The organism is Streptomyces sp. NPDC005955 (assembly GCF_042871255.1).
Lineage (GTDB): Bacteria > Actinomycetota > Actinomycetes > Streptomycetales > Streptomycetaceae > Streptomyces.
On sequence record NZ_JBIAIF010000016.1, the window covers coordinates 1 to 18083 of the forward strand.

Annotated in this window: 16 protein-coding genes and 2 pseudogenes; 8 read left to right on the forward strand and 10 right to left on the reverse strand. The window is 72.6% G+C overall.

Features of this window, described 5'->3' with window-relative positions; all coding sequences use genetic code 11:
- Window positions 1-67: 67 nt before the first annotated feature.
- The 4 genes from ACFYOU_RS29115 to ACFYOU_RS29130 all read right to left on the reverse strand — a co-directional run bounded on the left by ACFYOU_RS29115 (window position 68) and on the right by ACFYOU_RS29130 (window position 4219).
- The gene (locus tag ACFYOU_RS29115; RefSeq protein ID WP_391309713.1) at window positions 68-1402 is read right to left on the reverse strand and encodes a putative T7SS-secreted protein; all 1335 of its coding nucleotides are present in this window, start codon (window positions 1400-1402) and stop codon (window positions 68-70) included.
- Entirely contained in the window at window positions 1402-2073 is a 672-nt protein-coding gene (locus tag ACFYOU_RS29120) for a hypothetical protein (RefSeq protein ID WP_391309714.1), read from the reverse strand. The genes ACFYOU_RS29115 and ACFYOU_RS29120 overlap by 1 nt, the downstream gene beginning before the upstream one ends.
- The gene (locus ACFYOU_RS29125; RefSeq protein WP_391309715.1) at window positions 2070-2681 is read right to left on the reverse strand and encodes a hypothetical protein; all 612 of its coding nucleotides are present in this window, start codon (window positions 2679-2681) and stop codon (window positions 2070-2072) included. The genes ACFYOU_RS29120 and ACFYOU_RS29125 overlap by 4 nt, the downstream gene beginning before the upstream one ends.
- Window positions 2682-2794: 113 nt before the next feature.
- The gene (locus ACFYOU_RS29130) at window positions 2795-4219 is read right to left on the reverse strand and encodes an FAD-dependent oxidoreductase (protein WP_391309717.1); all 1425 of its coding nucleotides are present in this window, start codon (window positions 4217-4219) and stop codon (window positions 2795-2797) included.
- 36 nt (window positions 4220-4255) lie between these two features.
- Here ACFYOU_RS29130 and trxA point away from each other — a divergent pair, with 36 nt between their 5' ends.
- Window positions 4256-4825, forward strand: a complete 570-nt coding sequence (gene trxA / locus ACFYOU_RS29135; RefSeq protein ID WP_391309719.1) for a thioredoxin — start codon at window positions 4256-4258, stop codon at window positions 4823-4825.
- Between the two features lie 165 nt (window positions 4826-4990).
- Here trxA and ACFYOU_RS29140 read toward each other — a convergent pair.
- Together ACFYOU_RS29140 and ACFYOU_RS29145 are read right to left on the reverse strand one after the other, a co-directional pair.
- Window positions 4991-6401, reverse strand: a pseudogene (locus ACFYOU_RS29140) (aldehyde dehydrogenase family protein).
- A gap of 283 nt (window positions 6402-6684) precedes the next feature.
- A complete protein-coding gene (locus tag ACFYOU_RS29145) occupies window positions 6685-7716 on the reverse strand; it encodes a substrate-binding domain-containing protein (protein WP_391309722.1) in 1032 nt (343 codons plus the stop codon).
- 319 nt (window positions 7717-8035) lie between these two features.
- On the opposite strand from ACFYOU_RS29145, the gene ACFYOU_RS29150 reads away from it, so the two are divergent.
- Window positions 8036-8488, forward strand: a complete 453-nt coding sequence (locus tag ACFYOU_RS29150; RefSeq protein ID WP_391309724.1) for a type II toxin-antitoxin system PemK/MazF family toxin — start codon at window positions 8036-8038, stop codon at window positions 8486-8488.
- A gap of 103 nt (window positions 8489-8591) precedes the next feature.
- Here the strand turns inward: ACFYOU_RS29150 and ACFYOU_RS29155 are convergent.
- Window positions 8592-8999 (reverse strand): annotated as a pseudogene (locus tag ACFYOU_RS29155) (poly(ADP-ribose) glycohydrolase domain-containing protein); the annotation flags it as partial.
- 213 nt (window positions 9000-9212) lie between these two features.
- Between ACFYOU_RS29155 and egtA the strand changes: the two are divergent.
- Genes egtA through egtD form a run of 4 tightly spaced genes read left to right on the forward strand, consistent with a single transcriptional unit; the run spans window position 9213 to window position 13556 of the window.
- Entirely contained in the window at window positions 9213-10493 is a 1281-nt protein-coding gene (egtA, locus tag ACFYOU_RS29160; protein WP_391309726.1) for an ergothioneine biosynthesis glutamate--cysteine ligase EgtA, read from the forward strand.
- Entirely contained in the window at window positions 10490-11842 is a 1353-nt protein-coding gene (gene egtB, locus ACFYOU_RS29165) for an ergothioneine biosynthesis protein EgtB (protein ID WP_391309727.1), read from the forward strand. Before egtA ends, egtB begins: the two co-directional genes overlap by 4 nt.
- Window positions 11842-12597 (forward strand): ergothioneine biosynthesis protein EgtC, encoded by a 756-nt coding sequence (egtC, locus tag ACFYOU_RS29170; RefSeq protein WP_391309729.1) that lies wholly within the window; start codon window positions 11842-11844, stop codon window positions 12595-12597. Before egtB ends, egtC begins: the two co-directional genes overlap by 1 nt.
- Window positions 12594-13556, forward strand: coding sequence for an L-histidine N(alpha)-methyltransferase (egtD, locus tag ACFYOU_RS29175; protein WP_391309731.1), 963 nt, complete (start codon window positions 12594-12596; stop codon window positions 13554-13556). The genes egtC and egtD overlap by 4 nt, the downstream gene beginning before the upstream one ends.
- A gap of 181 nt (window positions 13557-13737) precedes the next feature.
- On the opposite strand, the gene ACFYOU_RS29180 is transcribed toward egtD, so the two are convergent.
- Window positions 13738-14991 (reverse strand): extracellular solute-binding protein, encoded by a 1254-nt coding sequence (locus ACFYOU_RS29180; protein WP_389774459.1) that lies wholly within the window; start codon window positions 14989-14991, stop codon window positions 13738-13740.
- A gap of 184 nt (window positions 14992-15175) precedes the next feature.
- Between ACFYOU_RS29180 and ACFYOU_RS29185 the strand changes: the two genes are divergently transcribed.
- Entirely contained in the window at window positions 15176-15385 is a 210-nt protein-coding gene (locus tag ACFYOU_RS29185) for a dodecin (RefSeq protein ID WP_385492724.1), read from the forward strand.
- Between the two features lie 145 nt (window positions 15386-15530).
- Here ACFYOU_RS29185 and ACFYOU_RS29190 read toward each other — a convergent pair whose 3' ends face one another.
- Complete coding sequence (locus tag ACFYOU_RS29190) at window positions 15531-16019, reverse strand: hypothetical protein (protein WP_389774447.1); 489 nt, start codon at window positions 16017-16019, stop codon at window positions 15531-15533.
- A gap of 67 nt (window positions 16020-16086) precedes the next feature.
- Complete coding sequence (locus ACFYOU_RS29195; protein ID WP_389774450.1) at window positions 16087-16626, reverse strand: TetR/AcrR family transcriptional regulator; 540 nt, start codon at window positions 16624-16626, stop codon at window positions 16087-16089.
- A 188-nt stretch (window positions 16627-16814) separates the two neighbouring features.
- On the opposite strand from ACFYOU_RS29195, the gene ACFYOU_RS29200 reads away from it, so the two are divergent.
- A complete protein-coding gene (locus ACFYOU_RS29200) occupies window positions 16815-18062 on the forward strand; it encodes an MFS transporter (RefSeq protein ID WP_391309734.1) in 1248 nt (415 codons plus the stop codon).
- Window positions 18063-18083 lie beyond the last annotated feature (21 nt).

Genomic DNA, 18083 nt, shown 5'->3' on the forward strand with positions numbered 1-18083 from the left:
CGGTCCGGCAGCAGCGGCTCGATGCGTGCCCACTGGGCGTCAGTCAACGACACACATCAACCAACGATCAGATGATCCGAAAGAAACGGCCTAGGCGTGAGCCGGATTCCAGGCGGCGGGTGAAGATCAGGGGGAGCGTGCCGGGCAGGGTGACGTCGGTCTGTGGCAGGTACATCGTGCCGGTGACGAGGTCGACCGGGTCGCTGGGGTCGTTCTCGACCTTGTTGCGCGGGTTCTCCGGGCGCGGTTCCTTCGTGGCCGTCTTGCGCGCGACGTTTTCGCCCTCTCGGATCGCTCCTCGCAGCCCGCCGCGTGCGAGTCCTGCGCCCTTCGTGCCGATCAGTTCCGGGATGAGGCGGCCGACGAACTCTGAGGGGTCCTTCTTGAAGCCGTCGGCGACGGCGGTGGCGATGCGTTCGGGGTGGGCGGCGGTGGAGACGAGGCCGGAGAGCGTCATGGAGACGTTCTGTAGGTAGGCGGCGGGGTGGGTGAGGTTGTAGGGGTCGGTGGGGTTGAGGCCGCGGGCGAAGTTGACCAGACCCGCGGTGCCTTTCAAGGCGCCGCCGACGAGGTGGGTGAGCTCGGTGTTGTATGCCTGGTAGCCGTCGAAGAGGTTGCTGCCGAGGCGGTCGAGCGGCGGGGGTTCGGCGGGGGCGTGCGCGAGGGCCGCCTTCACCTTGGCCTGGGCGTCGCCGGCCGCGGTGTTGCGCTGTTTGCGGGCTTCGGCGAGGGTCTCGTGGGCCTTCTTGATGTCGGCCTTGCCGGGGTCGTGGAACGGCTCGGGCCGGGGGCCGGGGTCCTCGTTCGCCTTGATCTTCGCGTTGTAGGCGTCGACCCTCTTGGTGTACGCGTCGACCGCTTCCTCCGAGGCCTTCCTGCCCTTCTTGTAGAGCTCGACCGCCTCCTTGGCCTTGCCCTGCGCCCACGTCACCGTGTCGGCGTACGCCTCCAGGGCGCCGCTCGCCTTCTCACAAGCAGCAGCGGCCTGCGCCCACTTGGTGGGGTGCACGCCGAACTTCTTGCGGAACGCATCACCGCCCTGACCGGCCCAGCCGGAGGAGTCGACCTTGCGCATGCCGGAGCTGACCTGGTCGAACGCCGCATGGAAGTCCTTGAGGTGCTTCGCGGACGCGCGGATCTTGTCCGGCTTGCCGTGGACGAGCTCGTTCGCCTCCTCGGTCTGGCCGAGTTGGTGCTCACCGGGCGTGGCGCCGAGGTCGGAGGCGACCTCGTCGCCCCAGTCCTCGACCGTGTCGGCGGCGCCGTGGGCACCGACGTAGTCGAGGCCGTCGCCGACCCTGTCCGTGGTCCAGTCGACGCCCTCGCCGACGAGTTTCTTGCCCGCGTCGAGGCCGTCCTCAAGTTTGCCGAGCCCGTCGTTGACCAGATCGCCGATGCCCATCAGCCCGCGCCCCCGCCTCGCTGCTGCTGTTCGGCGGCCTTCGCGCGTTCCTCGGGGGAGGGGCCGAAGGTGGAGTCGAGCCACTGCTCGTACTCGGTGTCGGACATGCCGGCGGCGCCGTGCAGGTTCTGCGGGTTCAGCCCCATCGGGCCGACGGTGGAGGAGGTCATCACGTCCCGGCCCGCGTCCTTCCAGCCCTGCTCGCTGTTGGCCAGCGCCTGGTCGAAGGACTCCCTGCTGTAGTCCACGCCGCCGAAAGCACCGGACGTGGCGATGCCACCCCAGCTCTGCCGGAGGACCTCGTCCTCAGAGGCGTACGGATTGCCGATCAGTGAGTTCGTCACCACCTTCAAGCTGCCCTCGACGTACTGCTCGGTCTCGTAGTACGTGCCCGCCGACAGGCCCGTCTTCGACGCAAAGGCGTTCCCCTCGTTCACCAGCGAGCGCACCCCCCACTCCCAGCGCTCACAGAACGATGTGAAGTCGTCGGTCAACCCCTGGTGGCCCAACTCCAGACCCGACAACGCAATGTCCCCGAAACCACGCCCGGCACCGGCCTCCCCCACCATGCCCAACTCCTTCAGCTCGGCCAGCGCCTCGGTCAACCCCTTGGCGACCAACGCCAACCCCTCCGCCTTCAGATCCTTGCCACCACCCCCGCCACCGGTCATCGCCCGGCGCCCTCTCCGTCGGACAGGTCACGGTCGACCGCCACCGCGTCCGGCACGATGCCCCTCACCGGCGGAAATACCACCCCGTCCGACACGTCCGCACAGTCCAGCGCCACCCCACAGGGGACACCCGCAGCCGGCACTGCCACGTCAAGGAGCCTGGCACCAAGAATCGTGCGGTACGTCCACTCACGGGCGAACTCGCCGCGAGCCTGCACATAACGGGCCAGAGCCTGCTCGTCAGAGAACGCCAGGATGAAACGGATACCGTTGAAGTCCGCCGTCAACAACCCCCGTTCCTCCTCCGAGCCCGGCTCATCGCCCAACGGCACCAGCACCGCCGTGCGCCGGAACTCACCCAAGAGACGGGCGAACTCCCTCTTCCGAGCGGCCACTTCCGGATCATCGAGTAAGGCGCCGGGACCCTCCGCCTCCGCACCGGACCCTCCCCGCCCAGGCGACGCCGGTTCGCCGACTCCGCCCGCAACCTCCCGCACCGCGTCAGACGACGACACCGATCGAACCGGACCACTCATCTCCACGTAGTCGGCGAGACGAGACCTCGGTGTTTCCCGCGGCTGATCCGCCGCACCCCCGTGCTCAGTCATGCCAGACATCATGGCGCACACAGCCTCGCGAACCACAACGCGCCTTCGTCACACCCTGTCGCGGAACCCGAGCCCGGACACGCGGGGAACCGGTGGACGCGGTCGGCGTGTACTCAACGGCGGTAGGTCTCCAGCAACCGTAGCCACACCTCGCTGATCGTCGGGTACGACGGGACCGCGTGCCACAGGCGTTCGAGGGGGACCTCGCCCGCGACGGCGATCGTGGCGGAGTGGATCAGCTCGCCCACTCCGGGGCCCACGAAGGTGACGCCGAGGACGACTTCCCGGTCCAGGTCCACGACCATCCGCGCCCGTCCCCGGTAGCCCTCGGCGTAGAGGTAGGCACCCGACACGGAGGCGATGTCGTAGTCCACGGCGCGCACCCGGTGGCCCGCCGCCTCCGCCTCGGCGAGGGTCAGCCCGGCCGCCGCCGCTTCGGGGTCGGTGAAGACGACCTGGGGGACGGCCGCGTGGTCGGCGGTGGCCGCGTGGGCGCCCCAACGGTCCGTTTCCAGGATCGGCACCCCTTGGGCGCGGGCGGCGATCGCGGCGCCCGCGATCCGGGCCTGGTACTTGCCCTGGTGGGTGAGGAGCGCACGGTGGTTGACGTCGCCGACGGCGTAGAGCCAGGGGTGGCCCTCGACCCGCAGGCTGTCGTCCACAGGCAGCCAGTCGCCCGCGGGGAGCCCCACCGTGTCGAGGCCGAGGTCGTCGGTGCGGGGCGCGCGGCCGGTGGCGATCAGGAGTTCGTCCGCCTCGATCCGCTCGCCGTCGTCGAGGGTGACCGTGACGGTGTCCCCCGCGCGCGCCACGGACCGCACCGAAGTGCCCGTCCGGACGTCGGCGCCGGCCTCGCGCAGGGACTCGGCGACGAGTTCCCCGGCGAACGGCTCCATGCGCGGCAGCAGCCCGTCACCCCGCACCAGCAAGGTCACCTGTGAGCCGAGGTGCTGCCAGGCCGTCGCCATCTCGACCCCGACGACTCCCCCGCCGACGACGACGAGCCGCCCCGGAGCCCGGTCCGCGCTGGTGGCCTCGCGGCTGGTCCACGGCTTGGCGTCGGCGAGGCCCGGCAGGTCCGGCAGCACCGCCCGGCTGCCGGTGCAGACGGCGACCGCCTGGCGCGCGGTGAGGGTGTGGGTCTCGCCGTCGGGCCCGGTGACCGTGACGCGGCGGGGGCCGGCCAGCCGGCCGTGGCCCCGGTAGAACCGGGCGCCCGTCGACTCCAGCCATCCGACCTGGCCGTCGTCCTTCCAGTGCGCGGCCACCTCGTCCCGGTGGGAGAGGACCTCCCGGGTGTCGAGCGGTCCGCGCACGGCCGCGGACAGCCCGGGGGTGCGGCGGGCGTCGGCGCGGGCGATCACCGGCCGCAGCAGTGCCTTGCTGGGCATGCAGGCCCAGTAGGAGCACTCGCCGCCGACCAGTTCGTTCTCGACCACCGCCGTGCTCAGCCCCGCTGCGCGGGTCCGGTCGGCCACGTTCTCCCCCACCGGGCCCGCGCCCAGCACCACCACGTCGTACTCGGTCGTTTCCGTCATGGGGACAGTCTGGACGCAGGTGTGCGCGGGAGCCACATGGGTACGCGCCGGGTGGCCGGACGGGTCCCCCGGTGGTGGGTGGCTCCGGGTGACGGGGCGACCCCGGTGGGCGGCGCCGCACGGAATATCCCGGTACCCGTCGCCGTTGTGCCGAGCGGTGCCGACGGGACCCCAGGAAGAACCAGCCCCGAGACCAGGAAGCAGGCGGCGGACATGAGCAGGACCGTGGAACTGACCAAGGAGAACTTCGACCAGACGGTCACCGACAACGAGTTCGTGTTGATCGACTTCTGGGCGGCCTGGTGCGGTCCGTGCCGTCAGTTCGCCCCGGTCTACGAGCAGGCTGCCGAGGCCAACCCGGACCTGGTGTTCGCCAAGGTCGACACGGAGGCGCAGCCGGAGCTGGCGCAGGCGTTCGGCATCCAGTCGATCCCGACGCTGATGATCGTGCGTGACCAGGTCGCGGTGTTCTCGCAGCCCGGAGCGCTGCCGCAGGCCGTGCTGGACGACGTGATCGGTCAGGCACGGGGGCTCGACATGGACGAGGTCCGCGCGTCGATCGCCGCGGAGGAGAAGCAGACCGAGGCGTCGGGGCCGAACGTCTGACCCGCCGCCCCGGCCGGTTCCGCGGAACCGGAGCCCGGTGGCCGTAACCACACGGCCGTCACGGCCGGTACCCCTCGTGATCCTCGGGGTACCGGCCGTGACGTGCGTACGGGGACGAGTCAGGCGTGCGTACGGGGACGGGTCGGGTGCGCGGGGGGGACGGGTTCAGAAGGGGTAGGCGGGTACGTCGCCGTCCACGGTGGTCCAGCGCAGTTCGGTGAACGCTTCGGCGTTCGCGTCGCCGCCGAAGCGGGCGCCGGTGCCCGATCCGCCGGTGCCGCCGAAGGGCGCCACCGCCTCGTCGCCGATCGTCTGGTCGTTGATGTGCACGATGCCGGTGGGTATGCGTTCCGCGAGGGCGAGGCCGCGGGTGGCGTCCCGGGTGACGATGCCCAGCGAGAGCCCGTACGGATCGGCGGCTGCCAGGGTCGCGGCCTCGTCCAGGGTGGTGAAGGGGCGGACGGGGGCGACGGGCCCGAACACCTCGCGTGCGTAGGCGGGCGCGTCGTGGTCGACACCGGCGAGCACGGTCGGCCGGTAGAAGGGGCCGTCGTGGCTGCCGCCGGTGAGAAGCTTGGCGCCGGCGGCGACGCTGGAGGTGACCAGTTCGTGTACGGCGCGGGTCTGGCTCCCGTCTATGAGCGGGCCGAGGTGGACCTGCTCCCGGTGCGGGTCACCGACGGTCAGTGCGTCGGCCTTGGCCACGAGTCGCTGCACGTACTCCTCGTAGAGGGAGGCGTGCACCAGGTGGCGGCCGGTGGTCATGCAGACCTGCCCCTGGTGGAAGAAGGACCCCCAGGTCGGCGTCCTCCAGGACGACGAAGGCGGAGTTGCCGCCGAGTTCGAGGTGCGCCCGCTTGAGGTGACGGCCGGCGGTCTCGGCGACCGAGCGGCCCGTCCGGGTGGAGCCGGTGAAGGAGATCACGGGGACGTGCGGGTCGGCGATGAGCCGCTGTCCGGTGTCCGGGCCCCCGGGCAGCACGTGCAGCAGGTCAGCCGGTAGTCCGGCGGCGGCGAACACGGCGCCGAGCGCGAGGCCGCCGCAGACCGCCGTCCGGGGGTCGGGCTTCAGCAGCACGGCGTTGCCGAGGGCGAGCGCCGGCGCGACCGAGCGGACGGAGAGGATCAACGGGGCGTTGAACGGGGCGATCACGCCGACCACTCCGGCGGGGACCCGCTGGGTGTACGAGAGCCGGGGGCTGGCGCTGCGCAGCACCTGCCCGGTGGGCCGGGAGGCGAGCGCGGCGGCCTCGTAGCACTCCTGGGCGGCCACTCCCAGCTCGAAGTCCGCCTTCCCCGGTATCGAGCCGGACTCCCGGACCAGCCATTCCCGCAGTTCGTCGGCGTGTGCGGTGAAGAGGTCCCCCGCCCGCCTGAGCACCGCGGCCCGTTCGGTGTAGGGCCGTCGCTGCCACCCCGTCAGGGCGGTCGCGGCCCGTGCGGCAGCCGTGGGGACGTCCTCGTCCCCGGCGCGCCGCACCTGTCCGAGTACCTGTCCGGTGGCCGGTTCCACCACGTCGTACGACGGCCCGGTCAGTGGGGGTGACTGCCAGGTCAACGGGTCGAGCAGGGTCATTGCCGGTTTCCCTTCGCCGTGGATGTCGGTGCCGGTGTGCATGTGGTGCATGTGGCGTGTGGTGCATGTGGCGCTCGTCGTGCGCGTGGTGCCTGCGTCTTGGTCCGAGGGGGCGGTGGGCGGCGTGCCCCCGGGTGCCGGGGGGTGCGGCGGGTGGCGAACGCGTCCGCCGGTGGGCCGCGCACGTGCGGGCCGGGCGGTTGCGGTGACGGTGGAGCAGCGTCACCGCAACCGCCCGGCCGAGTGGACGGAGGTGTCCGGCCGGGAGTCGACCGGTGGCGGGTTACCCGCTCTCGCGCTCCACGAGGGCCGCTCCCATCAGTTGTCTGGTCAGGGGTTCCGCCGCGGGGTCGTGGACGACCCGGTCGACGAGTCCGGCGAGCTCCTGACCGGAGGGCAGTTCGGTGCGCACCGTGGAGAGTCGGGGGCGCAGCAGCCGTCCGAGCATCAGGTCGTCGGCGCCCACCATGCCCGTCTCGTGCGGCACCTGGACGCCTTCGTCCTGGAGCGCCCGCATCAGCAGCATCGCGTACTCGTCGTTGTAGGCGAAGACGCCGTCCAGTCCGAGGTCCCGCCACCGGGCGGCGAGCCGGGCGGCGGACGCCTCGTCGTAGCGCAACGGCACGTCGACCACCTCGGCTCCGGTTCCCTCCGCGCTCTCACGGACGCCGTCGGCGCGGGGCCGTGAGAACGCTTCGAGTCCCTTCTCCTCGGGGATGACCACGCCGATGCGACGGCGTCCGCGGGCGACGAGGTGGTGGCCCGCGGTGCGGCCCACTGCGTGTTGGTCCATCAGCAGGGCGTGGGCCCCGGTCACCTGGTGGGGTCCCAGGGTGATGACTGCTCGGGCTCCGGATCTCTTGAGGAGGGACACGCTGCGCGGCCCCAGGTCGTGGGCTCCGGGGGCGAGTACGGCGACGGGCCGTAACTCCGCCCAGGCCCGGGCCGCTTCCTCACCGGTCAGTCCGACGCGTCCGTACTGGACGACGGTGTAGTCCAACCGGCCCAGGGCCCACTGGAGTTCGCCGAGGAACCGGCTGTAGAGGGGGCCGACCGAAACGGCCGGGGTCGGCATCAGGACCATCCGGCTGTGGCCCGCCCGCAGACTGCGGGCGGCGGCGTGCGGAACGTATCCGAGTTCCTTGGCGGCTGCGTGCACGCGGCGCCGGGTGGGTTCGCTGATCCGTACGGCACTGGTGTTGTTGAGGACGTAGGAGACGGTCGCCCGCGAGACCCCTGCGAGCCGGGCCACGTCGGCGCTGGTGGGCACCGCGCGGGCGAGGGGGCGCGGGGAGGAGCGGGACTGGGCGGGCACGGTATTGCGTACGGGCCTCGCGGAGTGGGTTTCCTGGGAACGCGGGGCGCGCCGCGGTACGGGCTCCCGCTCGGCTGACTCATCGGTAACGCGCATGACGGGCTGCTCGGGTATCTGCACCATGACGCTCCGCATCCTTCCATGGGACCAGGCGGCATTTTCGGCCTACCTGGAACCGGCCAACTCCTGTCTATTCCAAGGTCGTTGCCTGGGAGACGGGGCTACGGGGACGTCATCGGCGGCGTTCGCGGCGGGGTGGTGTCACCCGTCCGGGGGCTCCATCCGGCGGGGCGGGCACGTCCCCCCTACGGTGGCCCACATGACCCCTTCTCCCGAGGGCGACGCCCTCAGCACGCCGGGCCGCACCGGGCCGCACGCCACCTCCCAGGTCGCCGCGCACGCCGTGGGGGAGGTCCGCACCGAGTACGCGCCCGCCCACGACGGCGATCCGGATCCGGGCGAGATCGTGTGGACCTGGGTGCCGTTCGAGGAGGGCGACGGACGCGGGAAGGACCGTCCGGTGCTCATCGTCGCCCGTGAGGCCAGCGGCACCCTCCTGGCCGTTCCGCTGTCGAGCAAGCGGCACGAGGACCGGGAGTGGCTGCCGATCGGCAGTGGCTCCTGGGACCGCGAGGGGCGTGATTCGTGGGTGGACTCCGACCGGGTGCTGCGGGTGCACGAGGACGGGATGCGCCGGGAGGCGTGCGCCCTGGACCGTGCCCGGTTCGACGGGGTCGCCGCGCGCCTGCGCGACCGGTACGGGTGGTCCTGAGGGCCCGGGCGGGCCGTCGCCCCAGGTCCCGGGACCGGTTCCGGCGGGCCCGGTGGGTAGTCGGCCCGGTTCCCGTGGGGGGCGTCGGACGGCTCGGGGTGTGTATCACCCGATCGGTGCAAAAGGGGCCTTGAGGGGTCCGGTGATGATCGTAGAAATCGGGCACCTTCCGTAGACACGTGTACAGCGCCGAGCCCCGGTGCACCTGCCCCCTGCGGGGCGCACGGCGTTCGGGAGGGGCGGCGCCGGGGTTGCGCCGGCACGGAGGTGAGCACCGCGAGCGGGCGCGTGGGCGCCCCGGGTGCGCGGTGAGGCGTCGGGGGCGGTCCGGACGGCGGTCCGACGCACAGGCCCCGGGCCGGACCGGCCGGCCACCTCGCGCCCGATCGGGGCCGGCGCCCACCGTTCCCCTCGGCCACCGGTCGCCGCGCGGTGCGCGCGCCCCGACGCGACCGCCCCCGTCGCTGCCCGCCGGTCCACCGGAGTCGCGGGTGCGGTGCCCCTCCCCCATGCTGGTGCCCAGCACCCCGTGCCGGGTGCGACTCGGGCGAGCGCCCGTGCCGTACGGCCGAAACACCTGGCTTCCGTACGATTTCGGCGACGCACGGGCACTCTTGTGCGGGCGGCGCCGACCGTCTTGGGTGGACGGGCAGGACCGACCGGGGCCGTCCCCGGCCCCGGTCGGTCCCAGGATCTCCACCCGAGGATCTGGAGGGTCCCGACAATGACCGAAGGAGACTGTACGCAGTCCGTGGCACTGGTCTCGGACGCGGACGTCGAGGCGCTGGTCCGAGGCATCTGCTTCAAGACCGGACCACCTCGCACCATCGGCGTCGAGCTCGAATGGCTGGTCCGCCCGGCCGACCGACCGCACGAACGCGTACCGCGCGCCCGCCTGGACGAGGCCTACACCGTGCTGCGGACGCTGCCCCTGAACTCGGCGCTCACCGTCGAGCCGGGCGGCCAACTGGAACTGAGTTCCGCTCCCGCCGCCTCACTGATGGAGTGCGTGACGGCGGTGTCCGCGGACCTCGCGGCGGTACGCGCCGCGCTCCGCCCCCTGCGACTCGCCCTGGCGGGCATCGGCACCGACCCGTGGCGGGAGCCGGTCCGTTGGCTACGGGCCCCCCGGTACGCGGCCATGGAGACGTACCTGGACCGCGCGGGGCCCGCCGGACGCGTCATGATGTGCTCCTCGGCGTCGGTGCAGGTGTGCCTGGACGCCGGGTTCGAGGAACCCGGGCCCCTGGGATTGGGGCGCCGCTGGCGGCTCGCCCATCTGCTCGGTCCGGTGCTGGTCGCCGCCTTCGCGAACTCACCGTTGACCGAGGCGCGTCTGACGGGCTGGCGCTCCACCCGGCAGGCCCTGTGGGCGGACATCGAGCCCGGCCGCTCCGCCGCCCCGCCGCTGGACGAGGACCCGCGGGTCGGCTGGGCCCGTCGGGTGCTGGACGCCCCCGTGATGTGCGTGCGCACCGAGGGCGGGCCCTGGTTGGTGCCCGAGGGCGTGACGTTCCGCGACTGGATACGCGGCGCGCTCCCCCGCCCGCCGACCCGCGACGACCTCGACTACCACATCAGCACCCTGTTCCCGCCGGTGCGACCGCGGGGCCACCTGGAACTGCGGATGATCGACGCCCAGAACGGGGAGGACGGGTGGACGGTACCGCTGGCCGTGACGACCGCCCTCTTCGACGATCCCGAGGCCACGGAGACGGCCTACCGGTGCGTGAAGTCCCTGGCGGAGCGCACCCGGGGCGCCCCGGCGCCCGGCAGTGAGCTGTGGCTGACCGCCGCCCGGGCCGGGCTCACCGACCAGGAGTTGCGGGAGGCCGCCGTCACCTGCTTCGACGCCGCGCTGGCCGCACTGCCCCGTCTCGGCGCTTCGGCGCGCGTCGAGGCCGCCGTGGCCGCGTACGCGGACCGTTACGTGTTCCAGGGGCGCAGCCCCGCCGACGACCTGATCGAGGGCTTCGTCCAGCACGGGAAGGACCTGACCGCATGACCGAGTCCACCGCCCCCTCGGGCGACCCCGGCGTCCTGCGGGACCGGGCGCGGACCGCGCTGCTCGCCGCCCGCGACCGGACCTCCCTGCTGACCGACTGCGTGCAGGAGGGCGAGCTGACCGCGCAGGTCTCGCCCCTGATGTCGCCCCTGGTGTGGGACCTCGCGCACATCGGCAACCAGGAGGAGCAGTGGTTGCTGCGGGCCGTGGCGGGACGGGCCGCGATGCGTCCGGAGATCGACCCGCTGTACGACGCGTTCGAACATCCGCGCGCCGAGCGGCCGGCGTTGCCGTTGCTGCCGCCCGCCGAGGCCCGCGCCTACGCCGCGGAGGTGCGCGGCCGGGCCCTGGACGTCCTGGACTCCGCCCCGCTGCACGGTTCCCCGCTGACCGACGCGGGTTTCGCCTTCGGGATGATCGCCCAGCACGAGCAGCAGCACGACGAGACGATGCTCATCACCCATCAGTTGCGCACCGGTCCCGTCGTGCTGACGGCGCCGGACCCGGAGCCGGCGGCCGGGTTCACGGGGCCGGCGGAGGTGCTGGTGCCGGGTGGTCCGTTCACCATGGGGACGTCCGCGGAACCGTGGGCGCTGGACAACGAACGTCCGGCGCACCACCGGCTGGTTCCGGCGTTCTTCCTGGACACGACGCCCGTGACGAACGGGGCCTACCAGGCGTTCATCGAGGACGGCGGCTACGAGGACCCGCGGTGGTGGGAGCCGCGCGGCTGGGACCACGTCCGTTCGCGGGGGATCAGCGCCCCGCTGTTCTGGCGCCGTGAGGGCGGGACGTGGCTGCGTCGCCGGTTCGGTGCCACCGAGCCGGTGGTGGCCGAGGAGCCGGTGGTGCACGTCGGCTGGTTCGAGGCGGACGCCTACGCGCGCTGGGCGGGACGGCGGTTGCCGACCGAGACGGAGTGGGAGAAGGCTGCCCGTTTCGACCCGGCGACGGGGCGGTCCACCCGCTATCCGTGGGGGGACGCCGATCCGGGGCCCGAGCACGCCAACCTCGGTCAGCGGCACCTGCGGCCGGCGCCCGCGGGAAGCTATCCGGCCGGGGAGTCCCCGCTGGGGGTACGGCAGTTGATCGGGGACGTGTGGGAGTGGACGTCCAGCGGATTCCTGCCGTACCCGGGGTTCACCGCGTTCCCCTACCGCGAGTACTCGGAGGTGTTCTTCGGGGGCGACTACAAGGTGCTGCGGGGCGGCTCGTTCGCCGTGGACGCGGTGGCCTGCCGGGGCACGTTCCGCAACTGGGACCATCCGATCCGGCGGCAGATCTTCTCGGGGTTCCGCACCGCCCGGGACGTGACGCCGGCCGACGAGGCGTTCCCGGAGGTGGTCTGATGTGCCGTCACATCGCCTATCTGGGAGCTGAAGTGACGCTGGGTTCGGTGCTGCGGACGCCGCCGAGCGCGCTGTACCACCAGTCCTGGGCGCCCCGTCACCAGCGGTACGGCACCGTCAACGCGGACGGCTTCGGGGTGGGGTGGTACGCGGACGGCGATCCGGTGCCCGCCCGGTACCGACGCTCCGGGCCGATCTGGGCCGACCTGTCGTTCGCGGACCTGGCCCGGGTGGTGCGCACCCGGGCGCTGCTGGCCGCGGTCCGGGACGCGACCGCCCCGGACCCCGACGGGGAGGCGGCGGCGGCCCCCTTCGCCTCGGGGCCCTGGCTGTTCAGTCACAACGGTGCGGTGACCGGTTGGCCCGATGCGCTGGCGCCGCTCGCCGCCGACCTGCCGCCCGCCGACCTGTTGTCGTTGGCGGCCCGGTGCGACGCGGCGCTGGTCTGGGCGCTGGTGCTGCGCCGGTTGACCGACGGGGACCCTCCGGGGCAGGCGCTCGCCGACACCGTGACGGACGTCGCCCGGGCGGCCCCCGGCTCGCGGTTGAACCTGCTGCTCACCGACGGGGACTCCATCGCCGCGACCACCTGGGGCGATTCCCTGTACGTCCGGTCCGGTCCCGACGCCGGTACGGTCGTGGCCTCGGAACCCTACGACGACGATCCACGCTGGCGGCGGGTGCCCGACCGGACCCTGGTGACCGCCACGCCCGCCGAAGTCCAGCTGACCCCGCTCAAGGAGCCCGTCGCGTGAGCCCGTTCCGCGTCACCCGCACCCTTCCCGAGGACACCACCGGAGCGGCCCTGCGCGCCGATGTGCTGTCCGGTCTGACCAGCAGCCCGAAGACCCTGCCGCCGAAGTGGTTCTACGACGCCCGGGGCAGTGAGCTGTTCGACCGGATCACCACGCTCCCGGAGTACTATCCGACTCGCGCCGAGCGGGAGATCCTGCTCGACCGCGCCCCCGAGATCGCCGCGGCGACCGGCGCCCGGACCCTGGTCGAGCTGGGCTCGGGGTCGTCGGACAAGACCCGTCACCTCCTGGACGCGCTCGTCGACCTGCGGGCCTACGTTCCGGTGGACGTCAGCGGGAGCGCACTCGAACAGGCGGGTGCGGCGCTGTTGGCCGAGCGGCCCGAACTCTCGGTGCACGCGCTGATCGCCGACTTCACCGGGACGTTCGCCCTGCCGGACGCCCCGGGGCCGCGGCTGATCGCCTTCCTCGGCGGCACGATCGGCAATCTGTTGCCCGAGGAGCGTGCCGCGTTCCTCGGTGCGGTGCGCTCGCTCATGGCGCCCGGTGACGCCTTGCTGTTGGGCACCGACCTGGTCAAGGACGAGGAGACGCTCGTCGCCGCGTACGACGACGCGGCGGGGGTCACGGCCGCGTTCAACAAGAACGTCCTCACCGTGATCAACCGTGAGCTGGGCGGCGACTTCGACCCGGACGACTTCGCGCACGTGGCCGTGTGGGACGCCGAGCGGGAGTGGATCGAGATGCGGCTGAGGGCCCGTACCGGTGTGACGGTGAAGATCCCGGCGGTGGGCCTCGCCGTGGACTTCGCCGCCGGTGAGGAACTGCGCACGGAGGTCTCCGCGAAGTTCCGCGAGGACGGGGTCAGGGCGGAGCTGGCCGCCGCGGGACTGGAACGCACCCACTGGTGGACGGACCGGGCCGGCCGGTTCGCGCTCTCGCTGAGCACCGTGCGCTGACCGGTGGACCCGGCCGTGGGGGGGGCCCCCCCCGGGGGCCCCCCCCCCCCCGCCGCGGCCCCGGGGGGGGCGGGGGGGGGCGGGGGGGCGCGCGGGGTGCCCCGGGGGGGGGGCGGGGGGCCCCGGGGGGGGGCGGGCCCCGGGGGGGCCCCCGCCCACGGCCGGGCTCGTCCCGGGTCGGTCAGGAGAGGGCGCGGGTGATCTGCATCGACGCCTTCTTCGCCTCGTTGCGCGGGTTGCCCCCGGTGAGCACGGCCGACATGTACGTCTTGATGGGGTTGTTCAACTCGACGCTCGCCCAGTTGGGCGAGTTGGGCGTGGCCCGGCCGCGTACGGCGCCCTCGGCCATGGCGGCGACGCCGGGATCACCCGCGACGACCCGGGCCAGGGTGGTCTTGTTGGGCACGTAGTCCATCGTGCGGGCGAGGTCCGTCTGCCACTTCTCGCCGGCGAGGGCCTGGATGAGGGCGACGGCCGCCCGGCGGTCCTTGGTGCGCTCGGGGACGACGAGGACGGAGCCACCGGTGAAGACGGCGCCCTTCCGGCTCGCGGTCTTCCCCGGAATGGCGAAGTAACCGAGCTTGTCCGCCATGTCCGGGTTCGCCTGCTCGATGGCACGGGCCTGGCCGGGCACCGCGACGATCTGCGCGATGTTGCCCCGGGCGAACTCCTTCGACTGCGGCGGGTGCTCCTCGTCGGCCCGCTTGGGGCCCTTGCCGAGCGCCTGCAACTCGGCGTAGAAGTCCATGGCGCGCAGCGCGGCGGGGGAATCGAGCGCACCTTCCCAACTGCCGGAGCTGTCCGTGGCGAGTTCGCCGCCCTCGTCCCAGACGAAGCCGGAGAACGCGTACCAGTCCTGGCCCGCCAGGTAGATTCCCTGGACGTTCCCGCTGTTGAGGGTCCGGGTGATGTCGAGCCACTCCGCGCGGGTCTCGGGGACCTTCTTGATGCCCGCGTCGTCCCAGAGTTCCTTGTTGTAGATGACGACCCGGTTCGCCGCGTACCACGGGATGCCGTACTGACGGTTGTTGAAGCGCCCGGGCTCGGCGAGACCGGGCAGCCAGTCGTCCATGCCGAGGTCGCGGGCCGACTCCAGGGTCAGTTCGAGCAGTCCGCCCTTGTCGACGTACTGGGCGACGTGGGTGTTGCCGACCTCGATGACGTCCGGGGCGGGCACCTTGCCCTGGAGGACGTCGGTGACCTTCTCGCCGATGCCGGTCCAGGGCTGGATCTGGACGTCCAGCTTGATGTCACCGTGCTCTTCCCCGAACCACTTGGTGAACCGCTGGATGAAGTCCTCGGAGGCGCTGTCCTTCATCAGCCACAAGGTCAACTTGCGGTCACCGGAATCCTGACCTGGCAGGGCGCCGCACCCCGTGGCGAGTGCGGCGGTGGAGCCCAGGGCTAGTGAGAGGACGGTCCGGCGGCGGGGCATCACGTGAGTCGCTTTCTTCCAACAGCAAGGGGAACTTGAACCCGAGTGTGGGGGAAGAGCGTCAGGCTCAATACGGGTGGGCTCGAAGTCTGGTATGCGTCAAGACGCAGGTCAAGAGGCTGAGTGAGGTCTGTGAGTTTACCGTGAAGGGTGACGCCATCATGAGGCGGAGAGGAGATCGAGCATGTCCGACCACACGTACCGCGTCACCGAGATCGTCGGCACCTCGCCCGAGAGTCTGGACCAAGCGATCCGCAACGGCATCGGCCGGGCCTCGCGCACCCTGCGCAACCTCGACTGGTTCGAGGTCACGCAGGTCCGGGGCCAGATCCAGGACGGTGAGGTGCAGCACTTCCAAGTGGGACTGAAAGTCGGATTCCGCATCGAAGAGTGAGCGCGGACCGGTCGACGGGACCTCCGGCGCCTCCCGGACAGCACCCGGCCCGCCCCGTCGGGCTCGTGGGGCACGGCCGGGAATGAGGGAAGTCTCACGTCCGTACAACCGTTCGTAGACCCCCGACGGGGACCCGGGCGGCCCGTCAGGTGCGTCCGGCACGACCCTGCGCGTCCGTCAGCGTCGTCGAGGGGGCGGCCCAGTCGGCGTGGACCACCCGCACGCCGGCCCGTCGGGCGTCGGCGCAGACGAGCAGGTCGTCGTCGACGAGCATCCGGATGCGGCGGTTGGCGGCGAGCTCCCGCAGCACGGCCAGTTTGGTGCGACGGGCCGGCCGACGGTCGTCGTTGCGGCGCATCAGCAACCGCCCGGCCGGCAACCCCTGCGCGGCGATCCAGTCGAGGGTGTCCTGCCGGCACCGTTCGGGCCGTCCGGTGAGGTACAGCACCTCGCAGGTCGCGGCGGTGCGCAGGACCAGCGCCACGCCCTCGGTCAGCGGCGGATCGTCCGGGGCCGCCGCGAAGAAGCCGTCCCAGTCGGACGGGCTCCGCTCCAGGAAGTGCTGTCGGTGTCCGGTGTCGGCGAGCGTGCCGTCGAGGTCGAAGACGGCCAGGGGCTCGGGGTTGTGAGGCATGCACCCAGCCTAGGGACCGCCCCGCCACGGCACCGGGCGACCAGAGGTCAGGTCAGGTCAGGTCAGGTCAGGTCATCAGGCTGGCCGCGATCGCACGGGCCCAGCGCAGCGGTTCGGCACCGCGTTCGCGGACGACGGTGACCGTGGCCCCGTCCATCAGCAGGACGAACCGCCCGGCCAGGGCCTCGGGTTCCGACTGCCCCGCGTCGGCCAGCAGTTCGGCGAAGAAGTCGGTGACGGCCCGCTTGTGGGTGACGGCGAGCCGGTGCACCGGGCCGTCCGCGTCCGCGCACTCGACCATGGCGTTGACGAAGGCGCAGCCGCGGAACCCACCCCGTTCGACATCCGCCGCGAGCACGTCGAAGACGGCCAGCGGGTCTCGCCCGAGGGCGTCGACCCCCTCGGCCAGCCAGCGGCGCCAGCGACGGTCGCGCTCCGCGAGGACGGCCACGACCAGGTCGTCCTTGCTCGCGAAGTGCCGGTAGAAGGAGGCCCGTCCGACGCCCGATTCGACCAGGAGCCGTTCCACGCCGACGGCCCGGACGCCCTCGGCGAGGAAGAGTGCGTCCGCGGTGTCCATGAGCCGCGTGCGTGCATGGGTGGCCATGGCTCCACCGTAATCGCGCTTGACGCCAGACGGAACCGATCGGTACCGTCCTTTTCCTTGAACGGTACCGATCGGTACCGTTCTGGAGGGGGGACACCGTGCCGACCGCGCCCTCGGGTCCGCGGCGCCCGGTTCGGCACCCGCGGTAGTCCGCCCCACCGGTGTGCACGACCTACGACGGGACGCCCATGGACAGTGACCTCCACGACGACGCCCGGCCCCCGACGCCGGCCCCGGTGAAACCGAGTGCGGTGGACGCACCGCCCCCGCCGCACGGGGCGCGGGGCAGCGTCGCCGTCCTGGGCTTCGCCACCTTCGCCATCGGCACCGACGAGTTCGTCCTCGCCGGTGTCCTCCCCGAACTCGGGCGGGACCTCGACGTCTCGGTCACCACCGCCGGTCAGGTGGTGACCGTCTTCGCCCTGACCTGTGCGGTGCTCGCGCCCGTCCTGGCGACCCTGACCGCCCGCCGCGCCCGGCGGGCGATCCTGTTGGCGGCGATCGCCGTGTACCTGGTGGGGAACGTGGCCACCGCCCTGGCCCCCACCTTCGCGACGGTCCTGGCGGCGCAGATGGTGGCGGCGGCCGGTGCCGGGCTCTTCGTACCGACCGCGGCCGTCACGGCCGCCTCGCTGGTCGCCCCCGAGCGTCGCGGGCGTGCCATCGCGGCGGTGACCACGGGCTTCACCGCCGCCACCGCACTCGGTGCCCCCATCGGCACCGCGCTGGGCGGCTGGCTGGGCTGGCGGTCCACGATGTGGTTCGTGGCGGCGCTGGCCGTGCTGGGGCTGCTCGGCGTCCGGCTGTGGGTGCCGGCCCGGGTGGCGGCCCCGGCACCGGAGGGCCTGCGGGAGCGGCTCGCCCCGCTGCGCGACCGCCGGGTGCTGGCCATCCTGGCGACCACCCTGGCCGGGTTCACCGCCGTGTACCTCCCGTACACCTACATCGCGGTCGTCTTCGAGCCCGCCACCGGCGGCAGCGGCGACCGGCTCGCCGTGCTGATGTTCACCCTCGGGGTCATCGGCACCCTCGGCAACCTCGCCGCGGGGGCGCTCGCCGACCGGATCGGCGGACGCGCGGTGGTGGCGCTCGCCCTGCTGTGGATGACCGGCAGCCTGCTCCTGATCCCGCTCGCCACGGGCACGTTCACGGCCGCACTGCCGATGATCGTCGTCTACGGGATCGGCGCGTTCGCCATCACCTCACCGCAGCAGCACCGGCTGATCACCCTCGACCCGGGGGCGGCGTCCGTGCTCGTCTCGCTGAACGCCGCCGTCCTGTACCTGGCGATCTCGTTGTCCGGGGCCGTCGGCGCGGTCGGCATCGGCTGGGCGGGAGTCCATGCGGTGCCCCTGATCGCGGCCGGACTGGCGGTCGTCGCCCTGCTGTTCTCCGAGTGGGGGCACCGGCTCTCCCGCACCGCCCTCCCCCGCTGACGACCGGTCCGCACGCACCGG